Source organism: Enterococcus hermanniensis (assembly GCF_001885945.1).
GTDB classification, from domain to species: domain Bacteria; phylum Bacillota; class Bacilli; order Lactobacillales; family Enterococcaceae; genus Enterococcus_A; species Enterococcus_A hermanniensis.
This window is the reverse complement of the sequence record NZ_JXKQ01000008.1, coordinates 49,117-75,205: the sequence shown is the minus strand read 5'-3', so window position 1 is coordinate 75,205 and position 26,089 is coordinate 49,117. Positions and strand designations below refer to the sequence as shown.

The window sequence follows — 26,089 nt, the reverse complement described above, 5'->3', positions numbered from 1 at the left end:
TAGTTGACGAAATTTTATCCTTTAAAATCTCGTTTCGTGATTAAAATAATCCTCATTTATCGTGAAACATTTCAACTATAAAATTTCTGTGGAAAAACACTGCAGTCAAAATACTTTGGTGAACGCGTTGTTTATATATTCTTTTCCACAAGCTTAATACAAACAAAAAACCGGTGAGAAAACTCACCGGTTTTATTTTTAATGGCGGCTCATGTTCGCAATATCATCTTTGATTGCTTCGATAAACATGTTCAAATCTTGTGCTTCTTGATATTCGCTACCATAGCGACGAACATTAACAGAAGCACTTTCGACTTCTTTGTCTCCGATAACCAATAGATACGGCACTTTTTGTGTTTGGGCTTGACGAATCTTATAGCCTAATTTTTCATTACGGTCATCAACTTCCACACGAACACCTTCACGAACTAAACGATCTTTCACTTCATACGCGTAATCCCCATGATGTTCAGGCGAGACTGGTAAGATCGCTACTTGTTCTGGTGCTAACCATGTTGGGAATGCCCCTTTGTATTGTTCAATCAAGTAAGCAGTGAAACGTTCCATTGTTGAAACTACACTACGGTGAACAACGACTGGGCGATGTTCTTTACCATCTTCACCAACGTACGTTAAGTCAAAACGTTCTGGTAACAAGAAGTCAAATTGGATCGTTGACAATGTTTCTTCTGTTCCTATAGCTGTTAATACTTGCACGTCAAGTTTAGGACCATAGAAGGCTGCTTCGCCATCTGCTTCAAAGTAATCAAAACCAGATTCATCCATTACTTCTTTTAATAGACCTTGAGACGTTTCCCACATTTCATCGTCATCGAAGTATTTTTCTGTATTTTCTGGATCACGATAGCTTAAACGGAATCGGTAATCTTCAAAGCCAAAGTCTTTGTATACTTCTAAGATCAAATCTAACGTACGACGGAATTCGTCTTTGATTTGATCCGGACGAACAAAGATATGGGCATCGTTCATTGTCATTTCACGAACACGTTGCAAACCAGATAAGGCACCAGATTTTTCATAACGGTGATCCATTCCAAGTTCCGCTAAACGAATTGGTAATTCACGGTATGAGTGAATATGGTTTTTATAGATCATCATGTGGTGTGGACAGTTCATTGGGCGTAATACTAATGATTCTTCACCATCACCCATATCCATGATTGGGAACATATCTTCTTTGTAATGATCCCAGTGACCTGAAGTTTTGTATAAAGTTGTATCGGCTAATACTGGAGTATATACATGTTCATACCCCATTGAGATTTCTTTATCCACGATGTAACGTTCAATCGTACGACGAATTGTAGCACCTTTTGGTAACCAGAATGGTAAACCTGAACCAACTTCTTGTGAAATCATGAATAGGTCTAATTCTTTGCCTAGTTTGCGATGATCGCGTTCTTTTGCTTCTTCACGCATTTTCAAGAAATGATCTAAATCTGCTTGGTTGAAGAAGGCCGTTCCATAAATACGTTGCATCATTTTATTGTCTGAATTTCCGCGCCAGTAAGCACCTGCTACAGATAATAATTTAACGATTTTGATTTTTCCTGTTGAAGGAACATGTGGTCCACGACATAAGTCAGTGAATTCACCTTGTGTATACGCTGTGATAACTTCATCTTCAGGAAGATCACTGATCAGCTCCACTTTATAAGGGTCATAGCTGAAGAAATCTAACGCTTCTTGACGGCTCATCACTTTACGTTCGATTGGTAAGTTTTCTTTGATGATTTTTTTCATTTCTTTTTCGATTGCTGGGAAATCTTCTTCACTTAATTGGTCTTCCCCATTATCAGTATCATAATAGAAACCAGAATCGATCGCTGGTCCTACACCAAAATGCATATTTGGGAATAAACGGCGGATCGCTTGCGCCATCAAGTGCGCACTTGAATGACGAACAAGTGGTAATGCTTCCTCATCTTTATCGGTCACAATTTTCAATTCCGCATCTTCATCGATTGCACGATTTAAATCTTCTAATTGACCATTTACTACGACAGCTAATGCTTTTTTTGCTAATGAACTAGAAATACTTTTGGCGATTTCTAACCCAGTAATGCCTTTATCAAATTCTTTTGTTGATCCATCTGGAAATGAAATTTTTACCATCCTGTAGTTCCCCCTTATGATTTTTGATCGATAATAAGAAAGCTTCACTATTCCTCAAAAATTAAGTATAAAAAAAGTCCTAGTACCCTGACGGTACTAGGACGAATAAACGTGGTTCCACCTAATCTTTGAGCAACGATCGTGCTCCTCACAAGCGATAACGGCGCTGTCCGCTCTTGCATTTAACAAGAGTCCTTCAGAAAGTGGTCATCCCTTGCGCTCATCTGGAAAAGTTTCAGCCATGCTCTTCCTCTCTTTTAAATAGCTTTCAAGTTCAGGTGTCTTTCTTCATCGATCAATTACAAATTCATTATAAACATGGATCAATTTAAAAAGCAAGTATAATATTAAATATTATCTCCACTTTCCACCTTGAGCATATTTTCCTTTTTGCATTTCATTAATAATTACGTGGATATTTTCTTTAGGTGCACCTGCTGTTTTAGATACAGCTTCAGTCACTTCTTTGACCATTTCTGTTAGCTGTTCTTCTGTTCTTCCTTCAAGTAATTCAATATGAACAAATGGCATATCAATCGCTCCCTTGATCTTAAATTTAATTCTCTTAATTTTATCACAAATGAAGGTAAAAGAACCATTTGTTATTTAGCTATTTTAACTATTATGATAAATATATTCCCACTCCAGGGCCTAACGGTAATTTAAAGACATAAAAAGCAATAAATAGCAGAATCCAAGTCACAAATAAAACAATCGTATGCGGCAGCATCAACGCAATGATACTTCCCACACCTGTCTTTTTGTCATACTTCGCAGCAAAAGTTACGATTAGCGCAAAATACGGCATCAGGGGAGTGATGACATTCATTGGAGAATCCGCTACACGATACGCTGCTAAGACTGCTTCGGGTGCGATTCCCAACTGATACAATAATGGAACAAAAATCGGTGTCAAAATCGCAAATTTTGGTACTGCTCCAACTAGAATAATATCCAGTCCCGCAATTAGCAAAATGAAGCATAGCAACAATGCTAAACCGCTCATTTGTAAGCCTTCGATAAAATCTGCCGCATTTACTGCCAACACTGTTCCTAAGTTAGTAAAATTAAAGTATGCAATAAATTGACTGATGATCAATAGCAAGAAAATCATTCCGCTCAAGTTAGCAAATACTTTGATGATCGGTGTTACGACATCTAAACTTGATTTGATTTTTCCCATTGCCCGACCGTAGAAAATCGACGGGATTAAGGCCACTAACATAATAATAGTAATCAAACTATCCATAAATGGCGTCGATCCAATGATTTTTCCTGTTTCTGCATGTCGTAATGGCGCACCACTTGGTAATGTCACCATCATGATGATCGCTGTCAAACCTAACAATCCAATTAAGGCCCAACGTAAGCCTTTTGATTCATTCGCATCGTCTTCTTCAGGGAAAAGATCTTTATCCGACTTGTATTCCCCCAAACGAGGTTCAATAATTTTTTCATTTACTAACGTACAAACAATAACTACTAGGACAGTTGAAACAATAACTACTAGGACAGTTGAAACAATCGAGAAAAACATATTTGAAACTAAATCAACCGTATAGGTAGGATTTACAGTATGGACTGCTTCATTTAAAATCTCCGTCAACATCCCATCGATCGGCGTGATAATGATATTTACACCAAACCCAGCTGATACTCCGGCAAAGGCCGCTGATAATCCTGCAATCGGATGACGACCAACTTTATAGAAAACAGCTGCCCCTAAAGGAATCAATACTAGATAGCCTGCATCTGAAGCAACGCTTGAAAGGACCCCAATAAATACAAGAACACTAGTCATCATTGCTTTAGGAACGACTTTGACCAATTTATGGATCAGCGCACTGATCAAACCAACCTCCTCAGCAAACCCAACTCCAACCATCGCGACTAACGTCACACCCAAGGCATTAAAACTCATGAAATTGGCAACTGTCGACGTAAACATAAAGCGAATACCTTCAGCACTCAATAAACTTTCAACTGCCATCGTAGTCATTTCCGCTTTATTCGTTTCAGCATTCAACGTTTCAAATGTCGCTTGAGCCCCAATTGACGCAAAAATATGTGACAAAACAACAACCAACAAAATTAAAATAAGAAAAATAATTGAAGGATGCGGAACCTTGTTCCCGATTCGTTCAATCGTATTTAGCATCTTATCAATTCGCGTATGCGGCTTAGCACCTGGTTTCTCTCGTTCTAAGTCTAGCTTCTGATCCATTTTAATAGTCCTCCTATAAAAAAATGATTTTGATCCGTTGTTTTTTTGCCGGGCCCTTGACATCTATCAAACAACTAATCTAAGTGTTTTTAAATAACACTAATGAAAACACTTACTTATATATCCAAAATAACAACATTAACTACCAGTGTCAACATTATTTTTAAATTTTTTTTAATAAATTCAATGTTTAAAAATTCTGAAAATACTGATAAACATTGATTTAGTCGCGGTTTATTATGAACATAAATAATCTCATAACTAATAATTATTAATTTAAATTAAAATAAAATGAATTCATTAGATTTTTTATAATAATTTTAAAATTCTATAAATAACAATGTATATCGTAGATTGGCATAGACCTGAGCTAAATACCACTTATGACCATCCCAACTAAAATGCTGTTAAATCAACATTTAAATCAATCACGCCCCTTTCTCCACAAATACCTCGTTTTTATTTTGATGTTATTTTAAAAGCTGCTATAAAATTATCGTATTCATCTTTCTGTTTCATTGTTGAATTTATTTATTTTTATGAATATTTACTTATCTTGTCAAATTTGATAATTCCATCTTTTTGCTTCTAACCATGCTTGTGTGCTATACTATTATGCTGTTAAAAACAATGAATGGTAGAAAAAGGAGGATGCTCAATGAACGCAAGAGAGTATGAACAAGAGCACGTCCAACAGACAAGCGCTTTGATCCAACAGGAACTTACTTTTTTGGATCGTCAAAAACAAGAAACAAAATCAAAATTCGATACCAATATGCGGGAAAATGCTGAACAAAAAATTCAAGCAGGTTCTTTTGAAGCGTTAGCTGATACAATGGCGGAAACTCGCCAACACGAAACCGAATTATTGATGCGCTATCAAACACTAGCATCTCAGGAAAAGCGCCAAAAAGTATTACGCTTAATGGAAGAAAATCCCTACTTTGCACGGATTGATTTCAAAGAAGATCAAGAAGCGGAAACACTTTATTTAGGGATTGCTTCTTTACGCGATACCCAAGAAGAAACAATTGTGATCGACTGGCGTGCACCAATCGCCAATCTCTATTATGAAGGAACTTTAGGTCAGACATCTTATGAAGCCCATGATGCGATCATTCCAATCGAATTATTATTGAAGCGTCAATTTAAAATTCGTGAAGGCAATATCCTTTCAATGGTCGACACCTCCGAAGCGATCAACGACGATTTCTTATTAGAAATTTTAGATGAAGCCTCTTCTAATCATATGAAAAATATCGTAGCTACGATCCAACGTTCGCAAAATGAAATTATCCGTGATACCAGAAGTAAAGTTTTGGTCGTCGAAGGCATCGCTGGTAGCGGAAAGACCTCTGCTCTTTTACAACGTGTTGCTTATCTTTTGTATCACAATCGAAAATGGTTGGAAAATGACCAAGTACTGCTGTTTTCTCCTAACCATATTTTTTCTGATTATATCTCTACTGTCTTACCTTCCCTTGGTGAGAGTGGCATCCCGACTGAAACCTTTAAAACTTTCTTAGACGCATTATTGCCAGCTTATCAGATTCATACAGAAGAAAGTCATGAAGAAGTCTTTCTATCTGGCCAGGATGATCGTGTCCTTAGGGCAAAAAGTAGTTTTTTGATTGTTCAAGAATTGCATAAATATATCGAACGAATCACCGGATTTGGTCCCCTATTTCGTGACTTAAAATTGAAAGACCAAGTATTAATCTCAAAAAAACAAATTCGGAATTGGTATCAAGAAGCGAATCCAGAATTACCGATGTATCAACGGATGCAATTACTACAAACAAAACTATTGAAAAAACTCGGTGGCTTGGAAAAAGATGAAATGAAAAAAGATTGGGCAAAGAAAGCTGCAGATGAATTGGTTGATGCTGTTTTCGTTAACAATCCTGATATGGAAGATTCTGAAAAAGCCGAAAGACGATTGCGCCGTCAAATGACTCAAAAAGTCGTACGCAAAAAAATGCGTCCTTTACGTCGGCAAATCAATCGATTTGGCTTTGTTAATTATGCAAAACAATACCTTCACTTTTTACAAAATGTACCAACTAGTCTATTAACACATTATCAATTGACAGAAGAAAACTGGGCAGCGATGTTAGAAGAGCTCTTAACAGATTTCAAACAAAAAGATCTTAGTTTAGAAGACGGAACGCTTTTATTCCTATTGATGAAATCAATCCATCCAATGGATGTTCAGCAAAAAGCCCGTTTTATTTTCATCGATGAGATGCAAGACTTTTCACCCGCCCAAGTTGCTTTATTGAAACAGCTTTATCCAAAAGCAACCTACACTTTATGTGGAGACTTGAATCAAAAAGTCTTTGGTAACGAAAGCATGGTCCATTCTCTAGCACAAATTTTCCCAGACGAATCCTTGACGCATTTTGAATTGACTACTAGCTACCGTTCAACTGAAGAAATCACAAACTTTGCCAACCAATTCTTGACCCAAGAAAACCGAGTTGAGTTAACGGCACGAGTTGGTGACTTGCCAAGTATTTATTATACGAATGATACCCGGCAAATGATCGATGGCTTGATTCATGAGATCGATGAAACCAAAGAAGCCGCTCGTTACTGGCGAACAGCGATTATTGCTAAAACGGTTGAAGAATGCCAGGCATTATATGATCAATTGTCTATCGAACAAAAAGAACAAGTCCAGTTGTTGACCGATGAAGAAGACTTCATGAAAAAGAATTTGATCATCATTCCAACTTATTTAGCCAAAGGACTAGAATTCGACCGCGTCTTTGCCTGGAATATTTCACCAGAAAATTACTATACTGAGCAAGATAAATTGATTCTTTATACTGTCTGTACGCGGGCCATGCATGAACTGAATCTATTAGTGATTGGAAAACAAAGCCCACTATTAGAGACGATTCCCGAAACACTCTATCAAACAAAAACAGTCTAAAAAAAGACCAGCCAATAGTTTATTGGCTGGTCTTTTTTGATGATTATTAGTCGTCTAATTCAACGTTATGATAAATTTGTTGTACATCTTCTAATTCATCTAACACGTCAATCATTTTTTCAAATTTTTCTAGATCTTCACCGGTTAAAGTGATTTCGTTTTGTGGAATCATTTGCATTTCAGCAACAGAGAATTCTGTGATTCCTTTTGCTTTAAGTGCTTCTTGGATCGCATTAAAATCTTCCGGTTCACCGTAGACGATGATTTGTCCATCTTCTTCTACAATATCACGAACATCAATATCTTGATCCATCAAATATTCTAAGATTTCATCGGCATCTTCACCCGCAAAACCAAACAAAGCTGTATGGTCGAACATATAAGCAACTGCACCAGAGACACCCATGTTCCCACCGTTTTTACCAAATGCAGCCCGAACATCTGAAGCCGTGCGGTTTACATTATTTGTCAAAGCATCCACGATGACCATTGAACCATTTGGTCCGAAACCTTCATAACGTAATTCTTGGAATGTTTCATCGCCAGAACCTTTGGCTTTTTCGATTGCACGATCAATGATATGTTTTGGAACATTATACGTTTTAGCACGTTCAATAACGAAACGTAACTTTTGATTCGCATGCGGATCTGGTTCTCCTGATTTTGCCGCTGCATAAATCTCAATCCCAAATTTAGCGTAAATTTTACTATTGTTTGCATCTTTCGCAGTCTTCTTAGCTACGATATTTGCCCATTTACGTCCCATGTTTTCACTTCTCTTTCGTTAATTTCATACTTTCTCATTATAACGACTCCGACAAACTTTGCAAAGTATTTTTTATACCCGAATCGGAAATCGTCCGATTGTTTGCTCACTCGGATGAATCAATTGGTAGATTTGATCCGCACGATAGGTTAGAAAATGCTTTTCTTTTTCTTTCTGACCTATTTTAGCAGCCACAGGTAGCGTAAATTGCTTTTTCTTCTGATTTAAGTAGTGTTGGCCTTTTTCAGTAAATCCTAAGATATGTAACATCGTTTGTTCTTGTTCAGTCTGTATTTCTAACGGACTGACTTGTAACAATAAATAAGCCAATAAGCGCTGTAATCGTGGTTTTGTATAACGCTTAGTGCTAATCAAATCAATATATTCAGCAAAATTTTTCGCATTCGTTTCCACTAAACGATGTTCTATTCCTTCTACCATTTGATAAATTTTTCGCATTCTGTCTATCGGTAATGCTCGCAACTGATAATTTAAATATGGCCAAAAAGCTTCCCAAGATATTTGCGTTTTAGCTAATTCTATTGCGGTCTGCGAAGGTACGAATGATGAAACCGTTCGACCTGCAAGTACCGCTTGACGAATTCCTGTTGCACTAGCAAATTGATCTTTGATCAAAGCTTCATCGTGGTACCCTTGATCTTTTCGCAAAAGTGGGAAGATTTCCATTGGCCCTTCATAGGTGGCATTCTCCTTTGCATAACTCAATCCTAAGATGTGATTTGGCGGAAATGCTTGTGCCTGTGGATACAATCTAGATACGGCTTCAGCCATTTTTTCAGGGTAACTCCATCCAATCGGCAATTCATGAAATATTTGATCGATTGCTGCTTTTTCTTCAATAAAAAAACGTCCATAATCGGCATAATCAAATGCGGCTTTTCCATCGGTGCCAAAGCATAAGGCGTCGCACATCAAAGCTTGCAACAACTTAATGCTTCCTTTAGCAAAATAATCAGCTGATTGGACAGCCCAAGCAAAAGGCAGTTCTATGACTAAATCGACACCATTTTCTAAAGCCGTTTGGGCACGTGACCACTTATCAATGATCGCTGGTTCTCCTCGTTGAAGAAAGTTACCACTCATTACTGCAACAACAACATCCGCTCCACTTAACTCGCGGGCTTTTTGAGCGTGATATTTATGCCCATTATGAAATGGATTGTACTCTACCACGATGCCACAACTACGCATATTTCCCCTCCTAAAAATTGATAAACAAAAAACCGAGATTGCTCTCGGCTATTTTTTACAGACAAAAAACCAGCGTTTACTTGTCTCATTAGGTGCTTGATCTGTGAAATCAGCAAAAATTTCTGTTTCAAAACCGGCTGCTTCCAACATTTTTTGATAGATTGCTAATGGATATGTCCGTTCTTGATGCAATTCATCGAATCGTTCAAATCGCTCGTTTTCTTGTTTAACAAAAAATGTCAAAAAGTGTTCAATACTATGCGGAACTTCTCCCGGATAACTATCCCACAAGAAAGCAAACTCTTCAGTTTGTTCATGGAAACTATACTCTGGAAAAATTTCATCTATTTGATACGTCGAATGAACATCAAAAATGAACGTTCCTGATTTTTCTAAGAGCTCATACACACCATTGAAGACTTGTTGGACTTGTTCCGGTGTTTGCATATAGCACAATGAATCTGAAAAACAGGTTACTGCTTGATAATGACCCAATTCAGTCAGATCTAACATATCCCCTGCGACCCAATTAATCGTAACTTCTTCTTCGAGTCCGCGATTACTAGCTAAGGTCAACATTTCTTCCGATAGATCTAAACCAGTTACTTCATACCCGGCTTTAGCAAACTCTACAGCTAAAGCTCCCGTGCCACAAGCCAATTCAAAAATCTGATTAGTATCCTTGGGTAAATGACGAATCGAAAAGTTTAACCATTGTTGATACAACGAGTCATCCATCACTTCGTCATATACGAAAGCAAATGTTTCATACGCCATTAGTCGATCCAAGCCTCGATATTTTCAAGCGGTGCATCAGACCATAATTTTTCTAGATTATAGAATTCACGTTCTGAAGGACTGAACACATGGACGATTACGTCGCCAAGATCGATCAAGACCCATTTTCCGCCATTTTTACCTTCTACACGTTTGACTGTTACTTGATGTTCTTCTTCTTTATCAACGATTTCATCGACGATCGCATTAATTTGACGATCTGAATTTGCTGAACAAATCATAAAATAATCCGCTAATAATGATACTTGTGTTACATCTAAAGCCACAACGTCTACTGCTCGTTTTGAATCGGCTGCCTTAACAGCGATTTCCAACATTTTTTTACTATCTATGATAATTCTCCTCCTTGATTGTACTACCATGTTTCATTCTATTCTTCTCTGCTAACACTGTACAGTGTCGATACTATTTATAAGACTTATTTAAAAACTAATTATTCAATCCCGACGACCCAACGATTATAAGTTTCAATCGTTTTAGGATAAACCGGCGTTTCACTTTCAATCAGGTGCGCTAAGGTATGTTTTGTTTCAAACGCTACCGCTTGGTCCAAATCACTAAAAGCAATCACCCGTGCATCTTCCACTCCCGGGAAATTTCTGCCAGGTTCGATATAATCTGCTACATAAATAATTTTGTCTAACAAACTCATTTCAGCTCCACCAGTGGTGTGCAAGCGAATCGCACTCAAAATCTCTTGATCCGTAATTTGCAGCTCATGAGCCACAAAATCTGCGCCGACCACGCCATGCCAAATCGCATTACCATATTTCAATAACTCAGATTTATTTGAATAGCTTCCTTGTTCAATCGCAAGTTGAAACTCTTCATCTGAACGCTCTTTTGCATAATCATGAGTCAAAGCGGCAATACTCGCTTTTTCTGGTGAAGCACCAAAACGTTCTGCTAATGCTACGGCGGTTTCTTCCACACCTAAGACATGTTTGAACCGTTTTTCGCTCATGCGCATTTGAACAGCTTGCATCAAAGCTTCTCGCTTCAACGCTGTATATTCATCACTATAATTCATCAAGATACAATCCTTCTTCCATAATATATTCTCGTACTCGTTCTGGAACAAGATAACGGATCGAACAACCTTGTTTGACTTGTTTACGGATATAAGTAGAAGACAATTGAATCTCAGGAACGTCGACCCAAATAATCGGATAAGGGCTCTCAAGCTCATACCCAGCGCGTTTCACACCGACAAAGCTTACGAGTTGAACTAATTCATCGATTCGGTGCCACTTAGGCAGATAGGCCACCTCATCGCCCCCGATAATGAAATAATATTCTGTATCCGGATTTTCAGCTGTCATCTCTAGCATTGTATCAATCGTATAACTTTTGCCTTTGCGTGTGAATTCCCTAGTGTCTACCGATAAAAATGAATTATCCTCTATCGCTAGTTTCACCATCGCTAGACGACGCTGACTATCGATGGTCTGCTTTTCATTCACATGGGGTGGAAGATAACTTGGTAACAGATGCACTTCATCAAATCCCATTTTTTGACCCACTTGTTCGGCAATCATTAAATGCGCATTATGGATTGGATTGAAATTACCACCTAGTAGTCCGATCTGCTTTTTAGGCATAGTAGTATCTACTATTGGTTCAACTTTTGGAATTGTTAAGCAATCTTGAAACAACCGTTATTCCTCCTTTTTATAAATTCAGAACTTAAATCGCTTTTACTTCTTTTGAAATTCGTTGATACTTTTCTTTGCTTGACGGTTTGTATAAAACCAACACGCGACCGATAACTTGAACCACATCACAGTGAACACTTTTTTCGATTACTTGTGCGACATCATCAGCGATTTCATCGGTATTTTGGAGTAAATTGATTTTGATCAATTCACGTTTTTCTAACGCTTCAGCGATTTGAATTAAAACAGCATCGTTGATTCCATTTTTTCCGATTTGAAAAATAGGTTGTAAATGATGTGCTTTGCTTCGCAAGAAACGTTTTTGTTTTCCTCTTAATTCCATTAATAGTCTCCTTCTTTAAACGGTGGTTTTCTTACCTGACCGTCTCATACATCCAATAGATAGTTAAATGATGCTAGATAATCAACTATCAGTCCTTTTATTTATTTTAGATCAATGCTTTGCGTGTTAAAACATCGACGCCTTTTGGTGCCCAGCCAGCTACAACAGCTGGTGTTGTAACAGTGACCCAGCCAAGTCCAGCAAAAACAATGTCGGTTTTTTCTTTAATCGAATATTCAAAACGAACCAACTCAGGAAACGCTGATACTTCATCCGGACGTGGTGGCTGCAATAATCCACCTTTATGTTTATCATAAAACGCATCGGCTTTTTCCAATTTCGTCCGATGCGGCTCGATATCATTTGAGACATACGCGACAAAAGAAGCACGCTCGCCTTGGATAAAATCAAAACGCGCTAATCCGCCTAAGAATAATGTTTGACCAGCATTCAATTGGTAGACTTTCGGTTTGATTTCTTTATGCGGAGCAATAATCTTCAAATCTTTTTTCCCTAGGTAATGCGCCATTTGATGACGGTGGATGATCCCTGGCGTATCAAATAAATAGTGGCCATCATCTAACGGAATCTCGATTTTATCTAATGTTGTTCCCGGAAATTGCGAAGTCGTAATCAAATCTTGCACTCCTGCAGTTTGTTTGATGATTTGATTGATCAATGTAGATTTACCAACATTGGTTACACCGACGACGTAGACATCACGTCCATCACGATACTCTTCGATTTTGGCTAGTAAATCAGTCATTTCATTCGACTTACGTGCACTGGTCAATAAAATATCGACTGGGCGTAAGCCTTCTTCATGAGCACGTTCGCGCATCCACTGAGTCAAGCGACCTCGTTTTAATGATTTAGGCAATAAATCAACTTTGTTTCCGACTAATAACACGGGGTTATCACCAACAAAACGATGCAATCCCGGAATCAATGAACCGTTGAAATCAAAGATATCCACGACATTCACGATCAATGCATCGGCTTTCCCTAATTCGTTCAATAAACGTAAAAAATCATCATCCGTTAATGAAACATCTTGGATTTCATTGTAGTGACGTAATCGGAAACAACGTTGGCAATAGACTTCACCATTTTCTAGCCCTTTTTCTAAAGCTGATTGTGGAGTATAACCTAACTCTTTCGGTTGCTCTGTTTGGATCTTCGCGCCACAACCGATACAAAATAATTCTTCTTCCATTTATAATCCACTCTTCCATTTCATTTCAGAATCTTTACGTAGCAACGTACGCATGATACGACGTTCAAAGAAACGATTGATGCGAGTATTCCAACCATCAGTATCTACAATTGGCCGAACCAAAATACTTCGGATTCCTGCGGCATTTGCTCCGCGGACATCTGTCATAATTTGATCACCGATCATCACGATTTCGTTTTTTGATAGACCCAACTTTTGTTGAGCACTTTTTATTCCAACAGAAAAAGGCTTCATTGCACGCGAAACAAAATCGAGCTCAAAACTTTCAATCGCTTTTGCGACACGACTCGCCTTATTATTCGATACGACGACAACTGGAATCCCAGCTTTATCCATCATTTTTAACCAATCAATCAATTCTTTTGTGCCGTTGGGATTGTCCCAGGCAATCAACGTATTATCCAGATCAGTCAGAACAGCTTTTAATCCATGCGCTTCTAATTGTTCAGGGGTTATTTGATAAATGGCCTCGACCATCCATGTTGGTTTGTATTTGTCTAACATGGCAGCTCCTAAATTTTTTTTATACTTCTACAAAACCTGATTATAACGCAATTTTTCTGAAAACTCTACATTTCACTCCAAAGGTTTAAAAAAAAGACTAGGCTTTTTCAGCCTAGTCTACTATTTCTACAATACTTTCGATAGAAAATCGATTGTCCGAGCATTTTTTGTGTGATCGAAAACTTCTTCTGGCGTACCTTCTTCAACGATTACGCCGCCATCCATGAAGATGACACGATCACCAACTTCTTTGGCAAAGCCCATTTCATGGGTAACGATCATCATCGTCATTCCCTCTTTAGCCAATTGTTGCATGACTGCTAAAACATCACCCACCATTTCTGGATCTAACGCTGATGTGGGCTCATCAAACAACATCACATCTGGTTTCATGGCTAATGCACGAGCAATTGCGATCCGTTGTTGTTGGCCACCTGATAATGATTGCGGATACGCATCGGCTTTTTCTGATAAGCCGACTTTTTCTAGCAATTCTTTTGCAATCACTTCTGCTTCTTTTTTTGATAGTCCTTTGACTTTAATTGGTGATAACGTAATATTGTCTAATACCGTCATATTAGGAAATAAATTGAATTGTTGGAAAACCATTCCCATTTTTTCACGGGTTTTAAAAATATCATTCTTTTTGTTAGTAATATCTGTACCTTCAAATTTGATTGAACCCGAAGTCGGTACTTCCAATAAATTCACACAGCGTAAGAAAGTACTTTTACCAGAGCCTGACGGTCCAATGATCACGACTACTTCCCCGGAAGTGATTTCAGCAGAAATATCTTTCAACACTTCATTGTCACCAAATTTTTTATTTAAATGTTCGATTTGAATCAATGCTTCTGTCATCATTTCCACCTCTATCCTATCGTTGATATCCTTTTCCAAGTTTTTTCTCCCATAGATTCAACAAACGTGACGTCGCAAAAGTCATTATGAAATACAAAATTGCGGCTACGAAATATGGCTCTAATGGAATATATGAATTAGAAATAACGATCTGAGCTGAACCCATTAACTCATTGATCCCGATTGCTGTCAATAAAGAGGAATCTTTGATCAACGTAATAAATTCATTGCCCAGTGGAGGCAAGATATTTCTTAGGGCTTGCGGCAAGATCACGTAACGCATTGTTTGCGCTGGGCGTAAGCCTAGTGAATGCGCTGCTTCTGATTGACCATAATTGACCGCCGTGATTCCACCACGAATGATTTCAGCAACATAAGCCCCTGAATTTAATGACAAGACGATCATCCCTGGGAAAAGACGTCCTAAGTCAACGGTCAATACACCGACACTGACATCTTTTGAAGGGAAAAAACCTTGGAGAAGTAAGAATCCGATCATAATTTGTAACAACATCGGCGTTCCACGAAGAATTTCGATGTAAATATTAGCTAACCAATTCAATGGTTTGTGTTTAGAAAGTTTCAATAACGCCATTACTAAGCCGATGAACGTTCCTAAGCAGACCGTAACTAGCGAGATCATGATTGTGATCCCGGTCCCTGAGACAAAATAAGACAGGTATTTATCTAAAAATGAAAAATTCAATGCATGGTCCCTCTATTCTGCTGATTTTTCGGCTAATTCATGGTTTGTTTTTACATATTCATCAATTTTGCCTTCGTCATTCAATTTTTTGATGATTTTATTTAATTCAGTTTGTAATTCTTCGCTGCCTTTTGGTAAAGCAATCGCGAAGGCTTCATCAGAAGATGGTTCTAAATCGATATTGGCTACCATTAAATCGGGATTTTGTTGCACATAAGATTCCGCAATTGTTTTTTCAACAACCATTGCATCTAATGATCCACTATTTACTTCAACGACCATATTCGGTACTTTTTCGATTGAGACTAATTTGGCATCTTTGATTTGTGTTTTTACGATATCCTCTTGGATTGAACCTTTTTGGGCCCCCACTTGTTTGTCTTTCAATGAATCTAAGCTAGTGAATGTATCTTTGTTCTTCTTGTTGATAATCACTACTTGTGGTGGATTGTAATAATTGTCCGTAAAGTCAAATTGTTCCTTACGTTCTTTGGTTGCTGAGATCGCTGAAATCGCAATATCAGATTTTCCTTGATTCAATGATGCTAACACTGTGTTAAAGCTCATATCAGAAACTTCAGCTTTTACACCTAATTGCTTTGCAATTTCGTTGACTAAATCAATGTCCGCTCCAACAACTTTATCTTTTCCATCAACCATTGTATGAAATTCAAAAGGTGCATAGTCAGCTGAAGTCGCTACTTTTAATACACCTGACTTCTTGATGTCCGCTAATTGATCTTCTGTTTTAGCACTTGATGACGAGTCTGTACTACTACTACTACTTCCACCACATGCTGCTAAGGTAAATAATGCTGCTAGAGTTATTACTAAGCCGGTAATCTTTTTCATCCTATTTCCCCCTAAAAAATTAAACTTCTTATTTCGATGAATTTATTATAGCATGAACTTTTTATAAAACAAGTATTTTCTGTATAAATATTAAATTTTATTTGGATATACGCCATTTTAATGTATATATTCAATTATAAAATGTATAAAACAATCAATTACCACCCGTTTGCGCAATTTGATTGTTTTTCGTTACTAATTTGTCAATCGTTCCATCTTGCTTCATTTCTTTGATATATTTATTTAATTCCTTCACTAATTTTTTATTTCCTTTTGGTACGGCAATGCATAAAGCATCTTCCTTCATACTTTTTAACGGAACGTTTGCGATCATTAAATCGGGATTTTTATCTACATAAGCATCTGCGACCGTTTTTTCGACAACTAAGCCAGCTAAAGTATCATTTTTAACTTCTACAAAAATATTTGGTAATTTTTCAATCGAAATCAATTTGGCATCCGTTAATTGTTCTTTTACAATACTTTCTTGGATCGTTCCTTTTTGAGCACCAATTTGTTTATTTTTAAATGAATCAAGTGAAGTAAATTCAGCCGCATGCTTTTTATTGATCACAATTACTTGCGGAGAAGTATAATAATCCGTCGTAAAATCAAAACTTTTTTCACGTTCGCTAGTAACAGAAATTGCCGATACAGCCACGTCCGCTTTTCCTTCTTTGGCAGCTGCTAAAACTGCATTAAAACTCATATCAATCCAATCAACTTTTACGCCCATTTTTTTAGCGATTGCTTCCATCATTTCAATATCAGCTCCAACAATTTTATCTTTCCCATCAATTTTTGTATGAAAGCCAAAAGGAGCATAGTCTGGAGAAGTCGCTACTTTAATGACTTTTTCTTTCTTTATTGTAGCTAACTTATCCGTTGCTTCTTTCGTTCCACACGCACTTAGTGATAATACTACCAACCCTGCTAAAATAATTTTTATCGCATTTTTCATCTAGATACCTCCAATATCATTTTTCATAGCATAGCATATTATTTCATTTTTAATAGGCTTTAATGAATAATTATTTATTTAAGTTTGATTATTTGCATAAAAAAAAACGACAGCATCTGCTGTCGTTTTTTTCTAGAATTTCCGGAAACGTTGATACCGTTTTTCCAACAATTCCTCTGTTGAATAGTTCGTTAATTCATTAAGTTTTTCAACTAATGATTTTTGCATCATACGAATAATTTTTTCTTCACTCAATTTTTTACCTTTAAGCGTTTCAGGAAGCACACGATCGATGACATCAAGTTCTAAAAGTTCAGCAGCGGTGATTTTCATCAACTCTGCCGCTTCATCGGCCCTTTTTCCATCTTTCCATAGAATCGAAGCAAAACCTTCAGGAGATAAAATTGCATAAATACTGTATTCCATCATCCAGACTTCATCTGCTAGTGCTAGAGCTAATGCACCACCACTTCCACCTTCACCTGTAACAATCGAGATAATCGGTACTTTTAAATCAGCCATCTCCATCAAATTTTGTGCGATTGCTTCGCCTTCACCACGTTCTTCTGCTTCAACGCCGCAAAAAGCCCCTGGTGTATTAACAAAACAAATCACTGGTCGGTTGAATTTTTCCGCTTGCTTCATTAATCGCAAAGCTTTGCGATAGCCTTCAGGATTCGGTTGACCAAAATTACGGGCCATATTTTCTTTTAAATCATTTCCTTTTTGGATCCCAATTACTGTCACGGGCTTACCAACAAGCTTAGCGATTCCGCCCACAATAGCGGGATCGTCGCCAAATAGTCGATCTCCATGGAACTCTTGGAAATCAGTAAAGACTTTTTTAAAATAATCCAAACTAGTTAAACGATCTTGATGTCGTGCTAACTTAACGATTTCTCCAGCAGTCAGACTCATCCATTAACACCAGCCTTTCTGTTGGTGAAGATCCAATAGTTGCGCTAACCGACCTTTAAGTTCCAAACGTGGAATGATTTGATCAATAAACCCATGTTGCAGAAGAAACTCTGCTTTTTGGAAATCTTCCGGTAATTGTTGACGAATCGTTTGTTCAATGACGCGACGACCAGCAAAACCGACTAATGTCTGTGGTTCAGCTAAAATGATATCGCCTTCCATCGCAAAACTAGCTGTGACACCACCAGTAGTTGGATCAGTCAAGACAGTGATATAAAGCAATCCGGCATTGCTATGACGCTTGACCGCTGCAGAAATTTTAGCCATCTGCATCAAAGAAAAAATCCCCTCTTGCATTCGAGCCCCACCAGAAGCAGCAAATAGTACCACTGGCAGCTGTTGTTCGGTTGCTTTTTCAAACAGACGGGTAATTTTTTCTCCAACAACAGTCCCCATACTACCCATAATAAAGTTAGCATCCATGACGCCGATGGCTATTGGCTGTTCAGCAATCGTAGCTAAACCAGTAACAACGGCTTCATCTAATCCAGTCTTCTCACGCATCTTATCTATTTTTGCTAGATAATCTGGGAAGTTGATTGGGTTCTTTTGCTCCAACTCATTGTCCCAATCAACAAAACTTTTTTCATCAATTGTTAGTGCCAAGCGTTCCCAAGCACTGATTCGAAAACTATATCCGCAATGAGGGCAGACTTTTTCAGCACCCATTTCTTTTTTATAAAGTGTTCGTTTACAATTCGGGCACTTCGCCCACATGTCATCAGGCACAGTTGGTTTAGTTGTTGGCATGTTATCACGGTTAGGATTGATCCGAATGTAGTTTTTTTTCTTGTTAAAAAGTCCCACCTATATTCCTCCTACTCGCTTTGTTGCCACTCTGGTAAAAATGTTGTTTGTAAGAAACTTGTATCATAGTCCCCAAATAAAACATTCGGATGACTGATTAGATCCATTTGAAAATCAACGTTAGTGATCACACCTTCTGAAACGAATTCACTTAGTGCACGTTGCATCTTCATCAAAGCATCCAAACGATCATCACCATGAACAATAATTTTAGCAATCATTGAATCATAAAATGGCGGAATCGTCACGCCGCTGTACATCGCACTATCCACTCGTAATCCTAAACCACCACTTGGTAAAAGAAGGGTCTTGATTTTACCAGGAGACGGGGCAAAATTGAATGCTGGATTTTCAGCATTAATTCGACACTCGATTGAATGGCCTTGGAACGTCACATCGGATTGTTCTAGTCCTAATGGCTCCCCTGCTGCAATATTGATTTGCTTTTTAACGATATCGATTCCAGTTACCATTTCTGTAATTGGATGCTCTACTTGAATCCGAGTATTCATTTCCATGAAATAAAAATTTCCCGCTTCATCCCGTAAAAATTCGATCGTACCAGCACTTTCATAATTCACAGCTTTCCCTGCTTTGACTGCGATATCCCCTAACATAGTTCGCGTTTTGTCATCAATCACAACAGACGGCGATTCTTCTAATACTTTTTGATTATTTCGCTGTAAAGAGCAATCACGTTCACCTAAATGGATGACATTTCCGTGTTGATCACCTAAAATTTGAACTTCGATATGACGAGCTGGATAAATAATTTTTTCCAGATACATCGCATCGTCACCAAAGGCCGCTTTAGCTTCTGATTTAGCAGATAAGAAATTCTTTTCTAACTCATCTTTATTGGGAACTTTTCGAATCCCTTTTCCACCGCCGCCTGCAGCTGCTTTTAACATAACTGGGTAGCCGATTTCATCCGCTAAAGCTTCTGCTTCAGCCAATGTATCGATGGCACCATCACTGCCTGGAATCACGGGAACGCCAGCTTGTTGCATCAATTGACGCGCATGGATTTTATTGCCCATCGCATCGATCGTTTCTTCACTAGGACCAATAAATTTAATATTGCACTCCGCACACATCGTCGCAAACAAACTATTTTCTGATACGAAACCAAATCCCGGATGGATTGCTTCGGCATTTGTTACGATTGCTGCGCTTAAAATAGCTTGCATATTCAAATATGAATCTGCCGAACGAGCAGGTCCAATACAGATTGCTTCATCTGCCATCTCTGTGTGTAATGCTTCTTTATCCGCTTCCGAATAGACAGCGACTGTCAAAATTCCTAATTCACGACAAGCACGAATAATTCGAACAGCGATTTCGCCACGGTTGGCGATCAATATTTTTGAGAACATAGACATCTATCCAATCATAAAAGTTAGTTCTGCTTCGGCCACTTTTTTTCCATCGACATAAGCGATGCCTTTTCCGCAACCAGCTGAAGAACGAACTTTTGTTAATTCTACTTCTAAGACTAACGTATCACCAGGCACTACTTTCTTACGGAATTTTGCTTTGTCAATTCCGCCAAAATAGGCTGTTTTTCCTTTGAATTCATCCATTGATAGTAATGCGACTGCACCTGCTTGAGCCATTGCCTCAACGATTAGGACACCAGGCATTACTGGTTCGTGAGGGAAATGTCCTTGGAAAAACGGTTCGTTAACCGAAACATTTTTCTTGGCTTTAATTGTTTTACCGGGTTCTAATTCTTCCACACGATCAATCAACAGCATTGGATAACGGTGGGGAATAATTTCTTTGATTTCTTCAATCGTTAACATATTTACGCTCCTTGTTTATGAAAAAGATTTTTATTCAAACGATTCTAGTACCTATAGTTTATTACCCAATTCGAAAGAGTGGTTGACCAAATTCAACAACGTCTTCGTTTTCTACTAAGATTTCAGTAATCGTTCCTTCAAAATCACTTGTGATTTCATTTAATAATTTCATCGCTTCGATGATGCAAACTGTGTCACCTTTTTTAACTGTTTCACCAACCGCTTTAAACGCGGGTTGTTCTGGTGAAGGTTGTAAATAAACGATCCCAACGATTGGTGAAGTAATCACTTGACCTTCTGCAGCAGGCTCAGTAACTGAAACTGTTTCAGTAGCCGTATTCGTTGCATTCGTTGACGGTATAGTTGGTGCAGATACAGATTCACCGATTGTTTCTGTTTGAACAGGAACCGCTTGGCGACTCGTTTGATTTTTATTCATGTATAATTCAAAACTACCTTCACGTAAATCAAATTCTGTAAGACTCGAATCATTGAATTGATTTAATAGTTCTTTGACTTCTTTTATTTCCATTGTTAAGCCTCCCAGCGTTTTAAGCAGATTACTGCATTGTGTCCACCAAAACCTAGAGAGTTACTTACGGCGTAATTCACTTGCGTTTCTTTTGATTCGTTCACAACAACATTGACTTCGATTTCAGGGTCTACTTCTTTGATATTTGCAGTCGCTGGAATGAATTGATGTTGAAGCGCCATTAATGAGGCTACTGCTTCGACTCCTCCAGCTCCGCCTAATAAATGTCCGGTTAATGATTTTGTACTGCTGACATAAGCATTTTCAGTTAAAGCTGCTTTGATAGCTTTACTTTCGGCTTTATCATTTGCTTGTGTACTTGTTCCATGAGCATTTACATAATTGACTTCAGCTGGATCGATTCCAGCTTCTTTGACTGCTTCTTTAATTGCACGTGCAGCTCCTTCACCATCTGGTGAGGGCGAGGTCATATGGTAAGCATCACAAGTAGCGCCATAACCCACGACTTCACCTAAAATAGTTGCACCACGTTTTTGGGCGTGCTCTAGTGATTCAAGTACTAAAACACCTGCACCTTCGCCCATTACGAAACCATTACGATCTTTATCAAACGGAATCGAAGCACGAGCTGGATCTTCAGAAGTACTTAAAGCTGTTAATGCTGCAAAGCCTGAGATCCCGATCTTATTGATACAAGACTCGGCTCCGCCCGCGATGATCACATCTGAATAACCATGCTTAATATTTCTAAATGCTTCACCGATTGAATGTGTACCACTTGCACAGGCGGTAACCGTACTAGTACAAATACCTTTCGCACCGATTCTCAAAGCAACATTTCCAGCGGCCATATTTACGATTGCTAATGGTACGAACATAGGTGATACACGAGCTGGTCCTTTTTTATCCATTTTGATTACTTGGTCTTGGATTGTTCCTAAACCACCAACACCTGAACCAATCATTACACCGAAACGTTCCATATCTTCTTCTTCTGTATTGATGCCACTCATTTCTAAAGCTTCTAATGCTGAGTAGATTGCATACAATGAATAGGTTTCCATCCGTTTTGTATCTTTTTTTACGAAATATTTTTCTAATGGAAAATCTGTTATTTCACCAACAACGCTGATCCCCGTTTCACTAGCATCAAAGCGAGTGATTGGTCCAAAACCATGATTTCCTTCTTTTAAGTTGTTTAAAAATGTTTCTTCATCATTACCAATCGGTGATGCAACACCGAATCCTGTAATTACGACACGATTCATTTTTTTACTTCCTTTCTTTACATGACCATTCCGCCATCAACATTTAATACTTGTCCTGTAATGTAATTATTTTGAGCTAGGAATAAAGCAGCATTTGCCACATCCTCTACCCGACCAAAACTTTTAAGCGGAATTTGTCCTTCCATTTGTTCTTTGACTTTATCATTTAGTTCATTTGTCATATCTGTTTTGATAAATCCTGGTGCTAGCGCATTACAAGTGATGCCTCGAGGAGCAACCTCGCGAGCGACCGCCTTCGTAAAGCCAATCACGCCGGCTTTACTAGCCGCGTAATTACTTTGACCGACATTACCGATCAATCCAACAACACTAGAAAGATTAATGATCACGCCAGCGCGTTTTTTCATCATTTGCTTCAATACTTGCTGCGTCATGTTGAATGTTCCTTTTAAATTGATCGCTAAAACTGCATCAAATTCTTCTGGTTTCATTCGCAAAAGCAATTTATCATTTGTAATGCCGGCATTATTGATCAAGATATCGATCGTCCCTAATGTCGTTTCACATTTTTTGATCATTTTTCCGGCATCCTCAAATGAACTGATATCTCCGCAAATACTGATACACTTCACGCCGAACGACTCGATTTCTGCAATTTTTTCTTGCGGAATTTCTTTTCGTCCGTTCAATACGATATTTGCCCCTGCCTGGGCAAAAGCTTGGGCAATCCCCCAACCAATCCCCCGGCTACTTCCAGTGATAAAAACGGTCTTATTCGTTAATTCCATTCGGACCTCCTACTTCTTTTTCTCAGAATCTAAAAAGCTGATGGTTTCAGCTAATGTTTGTTCATCTTCTACTCGACTAGTTCCTAGTCCGCGATCGATTTTTTTGATAAAACCGGTCAGTGTTTTGCCTGGCCCAATCTCTACAAAATTTAAGATCCCGAAATCTTTTAGCGTTACGATACTATCGCTAAAGCGAACCGGTGACATGACTTGTTGGGTTAATAAAGAAACGATAGCTGACTGATCCATAACTGCCGCAGTCGTATTTGAAATAACTGGAATTCTCATTTCTTTAAACGAAATCGTCTCTAATACTTCGTTCAAGCGTTTACTTGCTGGTGCTAATAAAGCAGTATGAAAAGGTCCACTGACATTTAACGGAATCATTCGTTTTGTTCCAGCAGCTTTTAATAAGGCTTCCGCTTTTTCGACTGCGGCTACTTCACCGCCAATCACGATCTGTTGCGGAGTATTATAATTAGCTGGTGAGACAATACCTAGATCAGAAGCTTGCTTACAACACTCTTCGATCACGGCTGCATCGGTATTCAATACGGCAACCATTTTGCCGCTGCCTGTCGGTGCTGCTTCACTCATAAATTGTCCACGTTGATGAACTAGTTGAACAGCATCACCAAATGACAATGCTCCTGATGCAACCAATGCTGTATATTCACCCAGACTTAAACCCGCAACTGCATCTGGTTGAAATCCTTTAGCTTGTAGCACTCTTAAAAAAGCTGTACTAACAGTTAAAATAGCTGGTTGAGTATATTTGGTCTCATTCAACTGGTTGTTTTCTTCGAAACATAGTTCTTCCATTGAAAAACCGAGTAAATCACTAGCTTCTTCAAAAGTTTCTTTTACAATTTTTTCTTGTTGGAATAATTCTTTTCCCATTCCAACATACTGAGCGCCCTGCCCACTGAACAAGAATGCTGTTTTCATGTTTTTCTCCTAATAACAGGAAAGGCCAGGCCTGATGCCTAGCCTTTTCCTAAAAATTTTATTGATTAAGCGTTTTGTTGTTTTTCAACGTAGTCAACTAAATCTTTAACCGTTGCAATTCCGTCTTCTGTTTCGATTTTCACATCGAATTCATCTTCGATTTCGTTAATGATTTGGAATAAATCTAAGCTATCTGCTTCTAAGTCTTCTTGGATGTTCGTATCCAATTTTACTTCTTCTTTTTCTACTCCTAGTTCTTCCACGATGATGTCTTGAATTTTTTCGAATGTCATAAGTTGTTTCCTCCGATAATTTTTAAATTTAATTTTTTATATTTTTAACAAAACTTACAGCTGGATCAATAGGTTTCCCCAGGCCAATCCACCGCCGTAGCCTGTCAATACCACTTTTTGTTTTTCGTTTAAAGTTAAAATGCCCGCTTCAATCAATTCATCCAATAAAATTGGAATACTTGCTGCCGACGTATTGCCGTAGTTCATTAAATTCATTGGAAATTTTTCAATCGGCTCATTCATCTTACGTGCTATTTTTTCAATGATTCGTTTATTGGCTTGATGCAGTAAATAGTAATCGACTGATTCATCACCGATAAATTCTTTCAAACTTTTTGTTACATCGTTTAAGGCAAAGTTCCATATTCCTCGACCATCCATCGCTAAAGACGGATTTACTTCGGGATTGGTACAGAATGGATTTTTATTTTGGCGATAACCGGCAGTTAACGACGTTGCTCTTTCGCCATCTGCTCGCAGCATTTGTTTCATGATAGACGCTTGTTCACTTGCTTCTAATAAAACACCTGCAGCACCATCACCAAATAATACTGCTGAAGAACGATCCTCCCAGTCTAATAACTTGGATGTTTTTTCGCCACCGATCACAAGACCACGTTTCATACCGCTGCGAATAAAGTTTTCGGCTGTTGCTAATGCATAAACAAATCCAGCACATGCCGCTGTGACATCAAATGCCATTGCTTGATTAGCCCCAATCATTCCTTGAACTTGGCAAGCAACTGATGGTGACGTGTAATCCGGCGACATCGTAGCAACGATCACGAAATCCAAATCAACTGGTTCTAATTTGCTTTTGGTCATCAATTTTTCCGCAACTTTAAAACACATATCAGAAGTATTTTCGGCTTCTGCTATGTGACGCTGCCGAATCCCTGTGCGTGACTGAATCCATTCATCGGATGTGTCCATCCATTTAGTAAGATCTTCGTTGGTCACGACTTTTTTTGGGAGATAGCGAGCAGTTGCGGTTATTTTTCCGAAACTCATTATTTGATCTCCCCTAAGTAATTATAAAGATTGACTAATGCTTTCAAGAAAACTTCTTGTTCGTCTGCATCTAAATCCTTGATTGCACTCTTCACCATCTCATGATGAAAATGCTGATGGATTCGAAAGACTAAACGGCCCTTCTTCGTCAACCCTAACTTTACAACACGACGATCGTCTTCACTGCGAATACGCTCTACATAACCTTTTTTAACTAATCGGTTGATCGATGTCGTAAGTGTCCCTACCGTAACAAGTAATTCTCTTGCCACTTCGGTAGTCGTCTTCTTTTTGTACATCCCGATCGCATCGATCGTATGCATTTCCGTGATCGTCAAATCGCTAAATTGCGATTTCTTTAGTTCGTTTTCTTCAATCGATAAAACATCATTGAAGATTGAAACTAAATAGGTATTTAATTCTTCCCAGTTTCTTTCCATATCCTCACCTAATTAGTTTGATTATCAAATCATTTGATGTTCAAACTATATCTTATTTTTTTTATGAATGCAACAACATTTTTTCAATTAACTAAAAATTAATG

The 26,089-nt window shown here is 38.2% G+C and carries 28 protein-coding genes; 1 reads left to right on the top strand and 27 read right to left on the bottom strand.

Going from position 1 to position 26,089, the window contains the following annotated elements; translation table 11 throughout:
• Nucleotides 1-198: 198 nt before the first annotated feature.
• The 3 genes from thrS to RV04_RS09790 all read right to left on the bottom strand — a co-directional run bounded on the left by thrS (nucleotide 199) and on the right by RV04_RS09790 (nucleotide 4,360).
• On the bottom strand, nucleotides 199-2,136 hold the full coding sequence (thrS, locus tag RV04_RS09800; protein WP_071858285.1) for a threonine--tRNA ligase: 1,938 nt from the start codon (nucleotides 2,134-2,136) through the stop codon (nucleotides 199-201).
• 354 nt (nucleotides 2,137-2,490) lie between these two features.
• On the bottom strand, nucleotides 2,491-2,667 hold the full coding sequence (locus RV04_RS09795) for a 2-hydroxymuconate tautomerase (RefSeq protein ID WP_071858284.1): 177 nt from the start codon (nucleotides 2,665-2,667) through the stop codon (nucleotides 2,491-2,493).
• A gap of 91 nt (nucleotides 2,668-2,758) precedes the next feature.
• On the bottom strand, nucleotides 2,759-4,360 hold the full coding sequence (locus tag RV04_RS09790) for an AbgT family transporter (RefSeq protein WP_071858283.1): 1,602 nt from the start codon (nucleotides 4,358-4,360) through the stop codon (nucleotides 2,759-2,761).
• A 658-nt stretch (nucleotides 4,361-5,018) separates the two neighbouring features.
• On the opposite strand from RV04_RS09790, the gene helD reads away from it, so the two are divergent.
• Entirely contained in the window at nucleotides 5,019-7,298 is a 2,280-nt protein-coding gene (gene helD / locus RV04_RS09785; protein ID WP_071858282.1) for an RNA polymerase recycling motor HelD, read from the top strand.
• A gap of 46 nt (nucleotides 7,299-7,344) precedes the next feature.
• On the opposite strand, the gene RV04_RS09780 is transcribed toward helD, so the two are convergent.
• The 24 genes from RV04_RS09780 to fabT form a co-directional block, all read right to left on the bottom strand.
• Nucleotides 7,345-8,064 carry a YebC/PmpR family DNA-binding transcriptional regulator gene (locus RV04_RS09780; RefSeq protein ID WP_071858281.1) on the bottom strand — a complete coding sequence of 240 codons (720 nt, stop codon included), beginning with the start codon at nucleotides 8,062-8,064 and terminating at the stop codon, nucleotides 7,345-7,347.
• A 72-nt stretch (nucleotides 8,065-8,136) separates the two neighbouring features.
• On the bottom strand, nucleotides 8,137-9,276 hold the full coding sequence (locus RV04_RS09775) for a nucleotidyltransferase (RefSeq protein ID WP_071858280.1): 1,140 nt from the start codon (nucleotides 9,274-9,276) through the stop codon (nucleotides 8,137-8,139).
• Nucleotides 9,277-9,324: 48 nt separating this feature from the next.
• Nucleotides 9,325-10,053, bottom strand: coding sequence for a class I SAM-dependent DNA methyltransferase (locus RV04_RS09770; RefSeq protein WP_071858279.1), 729 nt, complete (start codon nucleotides 10,051-10,053; stop codon nucleotides 9,325-9,327).
• Complete coding sequence (rsfS, locus tag RV04_RS09765) at nucleotides 10,053-10,409, bottom strand: ribosome silencing factor (protein ID WP_211271194.1); 357 nt, start codon at nucleotides 10,407-10,409, stop codon at nucleotides 10,053-10,055. The genes RV04_RS09770 and rsfS overlap by 1 nt, the downstream gene beginning before the upstream one ends.
• 98 nt (nucleotides 10,410-10,507) lie before the next feature.
• On the bottom strand, nucleotides 10,508-11,104 hold the full coding sequence (gene yqeK, locus RV04_RS09760; protein ID WP_071858277.1) for a bis(5'-nucleosyl)-tetraphosphatase (symmetrical) YqeK: 597 nt from the start codon (nucleotides 11,102-11,104) through the stop codon (nucleotides 10,508-10,510).
• Complete coding sequence (locus RV04_RS09755; protein ID WP_084405601.1) at nucleotides 11,094-11,729, bottom strand: nicotinate-nucleotide adenylyltransferase; 636 nt, start codon at nucleotides 11,727-11,729, stop codon at nucleotides 11,094-11,096. The genes yqeK and RV04_RS09755 overlap by 11 nt, the downstream gene beginning before the upstream one ends.
• Before the next feature lie 31 nt (nucleotides 11,730-11,760).
• A complete protein-coding gene (yhbY, locus tag RV04_RS09750) occupies nucleotides 11,761-12,072 on the bottom strand; it encodes a ribosome assembly RNA-binding protein YhbY (protein WP_071858276.1) in 312 nt (103 codons plus the stop codon).
• A gap of 106 nt (nucleotides 12,073-12,178) precedes the next feature.
• Entirely contained in the window at nucleotides 12,179-13,288 is a 1,110-nt protein-coding gene (gene yqeH / locus RV04_RS09745; RefSeq protein WP_071858275.1) for a ribosome biogenesis GTPase YqeH, read from the bottom strand.
• The gene (locus RV04_RS09740) at nucleotides 13,289-13,813 is read right to left on the bottom strand and encodes a YqeG family HAD IIIA-type phosphatase (protein ID WP_071858274.1); all 525 of its coding nucleotides are present in this window, start codon (nucleotides 13,811-13,813) and stop codon (nucleotides 13,289-13,291) included.
• A gap of 126 nt (nucleotides 13,814-13,939) precedes the next feature.
• Entirely contained in the window at nucleotides 13,940-14,674 is a 735-nt protein-coding gene (locus RV04_RS09735) for an amino acid ABC transporter ATP-binding protein (RefSeq protein WP_071858273.1), read from the bottom strand.
• Between the two features lie 16 nt (nucleotides 14,675-14,690).
• Entirely contained in the window at nucleotides 14,691-15,380 is a 690-nt protein-coding gene (locus tag RV04_RS09730) for an amino acid ABC transporter permease (protein WP_071858272.1), read from the bottom strand.
• A gap of 12 nt (nucleotides 15,381-15,392) precedes the next feature.
• Nucleotides 15,393-16,232, bottom strand: a complete 840-nt coding sequence (locus RV04_RS09725; RefSeq protein WP_071858271.1) for a transporter substrate-binding domain-containing protein — start codon at nucleotides 16,230-16,232, stop codon at nucleotides 15,393-15,395.
• Nucleotides 16,233-16,386: 154 nt separating this feature from the next.
• On the bottom strand, nucleotides 16,387-17,193 hold the full coding sequence (locus tag RV04_RS09720; RefSeq protein ID WP_071858270.1) for a transporter substrate-binding domain-containing protein: 807 nt from the start codon (nucleotides 17,191-17,193) through the stop codon (nucleotides 16,387-16,389).
• Nucleotides 17,194-17,325: 132 nt separating this feature from the next.
• Nucleotides 17,326-18,111 (bottom strand): acetyl-CoA carboxylase carboxyl transferase subunit alpha, encoded by a 786-nt coding sequence (locus RV04_RS09715; RefSeq protein WP_071858269.1) that lies wholly within the window; start codon nucleotides 18,109-18,111, stop codon nucleotides 17,326-17,328.
• Between the two features lie 3 nt (nucleotides 18,112-18,114).
• Nucleotides 18,115-18,978 carry an acetyl-CoA carboxylase, carboxyltransferase subunit beta gene (gene accD / locus RV04_RS09710; RefSeq protein WP_071858268.1) on the bottom strand — a complete coding sequence of 288 codons (864 nt, stop codon included), beginning with the start codon at nucleotides 18,976-18,978 and terminating at the stop codon, nucleotides 18,115-18,117.
• Between the two features lie 11 nt (nucleotides 18,979-18,989).
• Nucleotides 18,990-20,354, bottom strand: coding sequence for an acetyl-CoA carboxylase biotin carboxylase subunit (locus RV04_RS09705; protein ID WP_071858267.1), 1,365 nt, complete (start codon nucleotides 20,352-20,354; stop codon nucleotides 18,990-18,992).
• Nucleotides 20,355-20,360: 6 nt separating this feature from the next.
• Nucleotides 20,361-20,783 carry a 3-hydroxyacyl-ACP dehydratase FabZ gene (gene fabZ / locus RV04_RS09700; protein ID WP_071858266.1) on the bottom strand — a complete coding sequence of 141 codons (423 nt, stop codon included), beginning with the start codon at nucleotides 20,781-20,783 and terminating at the stop codon, nucleotides 20,361-20,363.
• Nucleotides 20,784-20,844: 61 nt separating this feature from the next.
• Nucleotides 20,845-21,315 (bottom strand): acetyl-CoA carboxylase biotin carboxyl carrier protein, encoded by a 471-nt coding sequence (gene accB / locus RV04_RS09695; protein WP_071858265.1) that lies wholly within the window; start codon nucleotides 21,313-21,315, stop codon nucleotides 20,845-20,847.
• 2 nt (nucleotides 21,316-21,317) lie between these two features.
• Nucleotides 21,318-22,544: a beta-ketoacyl-ACP synthase II gene (gene fabF / locus RV04_RS09690; protein ID WP_071858264.1), complete on the bottom strand. Its 1,227-nt coding sequence runs from the start codon at nucleotides 22,542-22,544 to the stop codon at nucleotides 21,318-21,320.
• 17 nt (nucleotides 22,545-22,561) lie between these two features.
• On the bottom strand, nucleotides 22,562-23,293 hold the full coding sequence (gene fabG / locus RV04_RS09685; RefSeq protein ID WP_071858263.1) for a 3-oxoacyl-[acyl-carrier-protein] reductase: 732 nt from the start codon (nucleotides 23,291-23,293) through the stop codon (nucleotides 22,562-22,564).
• Between the two features lie 9 nt (nucleotides 23,294-23,302).
• On the bottom strand, nucleotides 23,303-24,241 hold the full coding sequence (gene fabD, locus RV04_RS09680; RefSeq protein ID WP_071858262.1) for an ACP S-malonyltransferase: 939 nt from the start codon (nucleotides 24,239-24,241) through the stop codon (nucleotides 23,303-23,305).
• Between the two features lie 65 nt (nucleotides 24,242-24,306).
• Entirely contained in the window at nucleotides 24,307-24,534 is a 228-nt protein-coding gene (locus tag RV04_RS09675; RefSeq protein ID WP_071858261.1) for an acyl carrier protein, read from the bottom strand.
• A gap of 54 nt (nucleotides 24,535-24,588) precedes the next feature.
• A complete protein-coding gene (locus tag RV04_RS09670) occupies nucleotides 24,589-25,548 on the bottom strand; it encodes a beta-ketoacyl-ACP synthase III (RefSeq protein WP_169818205.1) in 960 nt (319 codons plus the stop codon).
• On the bottom strand, nucleotides 25,545-25,985 hold the full coding sequence (gene fabT / locus RV04_RS09665) for a fatty acid biosynthesis transcriptional regulator FabT (RefSeq protein ID WP_071858259.1): 441 nt from the start codon (nucleotides 25,983-25,985) through the stop codon (nucleotides 25,545-25,547). The genes RV04_RS09670 and fabT overlap by 4 nt, the downstream gene beginning before the upstream one ends.
• Nucleotides 25,986-26,089 lie beyond the last annotated feature (104 nt).

Coding starts and splice junctions, on each gene's coding strand:
- thrS (WP_071858285.1), bottom strand. CDS start 2,136: ATGGTAAAAATTTCATTTCCAGATGGATCAACAAAAGAATTTGATAAA.
- RV04_RS09795 (WP_071858284.1), bottom strand. CDS start 2,667: ATGCCATTTGTTCATATTGAATTACTTGAAGGAAGAACAGAAGAACAG.
- RV04_RS09790 (WP_071858283.1), bottom strand. CDS start 4,360: ATGGATCAGAAGCTAGACTTAGAACGAGAGAAACCAGGTGCTAAGCCG.
- helD (WP_071858282.1), top strand. CDS start 5,019: ATGAACGCAAGAGAGTATGAACAAGAGCACGTCCAACAGACAAGCGCT.
- RV04_RS09780 (WP_071858281.1), bottom strand. CDS start 8,064: ATGGGACGTAAATGGGCAAATATCGTAGCTAAGAAGACTGCGAAAGAT.
- RV04_RS09775 (WP_071858280.1), bottom strand. CDS start 9,276: ATGCGTAGTTGTGGCATCGTGGTAGAGTACAATCCATTTCATAATGGG.
- RV04_RS09770 (WP_071858279.1), bottom strand. CDS start 10,053: ATGGCGTATGAAACATTTGCTTTCGTATATGACGAAGTGATGGATGAC.
- yqeK (WP_071858277.1), bottom strand. CDS start 11,104: ATGAATTATAGTGATGAATATACAGCGTTGAAGCGAGAAGCTTTGATG.
- yhbY (WP_071858276.1), bottom strand. CDS start 12,072: ATGGAATTAAGAGGAAAACAAAAACGTTTCTTGCGAAGCAAAGCACAT.
- yqeH (WP_071858275.1), bottom strand. CDS start 13,288: ATGGAAGAAGAATTATTTTGTATCGGTTGTGGCGCGAAGATCCAAACA.
- RV04_RS09740 (WP_071858274.1), bottom strand. CDS start 13,813: ATGTTAGACAAATACAAACCAACATGGATGGTCGAGGCCATTTATCAA.
- RV04_RS09735 (WP_071858273.1), bottom strand. CDS start 14,674: ATGACAGAAGCATTGATTCAAATCGAACATTTAAATAAAAAATTTGGT.
- RV04_RS09725 (WP_071858271.1), bottom strand. CDS start 16,232: ATGAAAAAGATTACCGGCTTAGTAATAACTCTAGCAGCATTATTTACC.
- RV04_RS09720 (WP_071858270.1), bottom strand. CDS start 17,193: ATGAAAAATGCGATAAAAATTATTTTAGCAGGGTTGGTAGTATTATCA.
- RV04_RS09715 (WP_071858269.1), bottom strand. CDS start 18,111: ATGAGTCTGACTGCTGGAGAAATCGTTAAGTTAGCACGACATCAAGAT.
- RV04_RS09705 (WP_071858267.1), bottom strand. CDS start 20,354: ATGTTCTCAAAAATATTGATCGCCAACCGTGGCGAAATCGCTGTTCGA.
- fabZ (WP_071858266.1), bottom strand. CDS start 20,783: ATGTTAACGATTGAAGAAATCAAAGAAATTATTCCCCACCGTTATCCA.
- accB (WP_071858265.1), bottom strand. CDS start 21,315: ATGGAAATAAAAGAAGTCAAAGAACTATTAAATCAATTCAATGATTCG.
- fabF (WP_071858264.1), bottom strand. CDS start 22,544: ATGAATCGTGTCGTAATTACAGGATTCGGTGTTGCATCACCGATTGGT.
- fabG (WP_071858263.1), bottom strand. CDS start 23,293: ATGGAATTAACGAATAAGACCGTTTTTATCACTGGAAGTAGCCGGGGG.
- fabD (WP_071858262.1), bottom strand. CDS start 24,241: ATGAAAACAGCATTCTTGTTCAGTGGGCAGGGCGCTCAGTATGTTGGA.
- RV04_RS09675 (WP_071858261.1), bottom strand. CDS start 24,534: ATGACATTCGAAAAAATTCAAGACATCATCGTGGAAGAACTAGGAGTA.
- fabT (WP_071858259.1), bottom strand. CDS start 25,985: ATGGAAAGAAACTGGGAAGAATTAAATACCTATTTAGTTTCAATCTTC.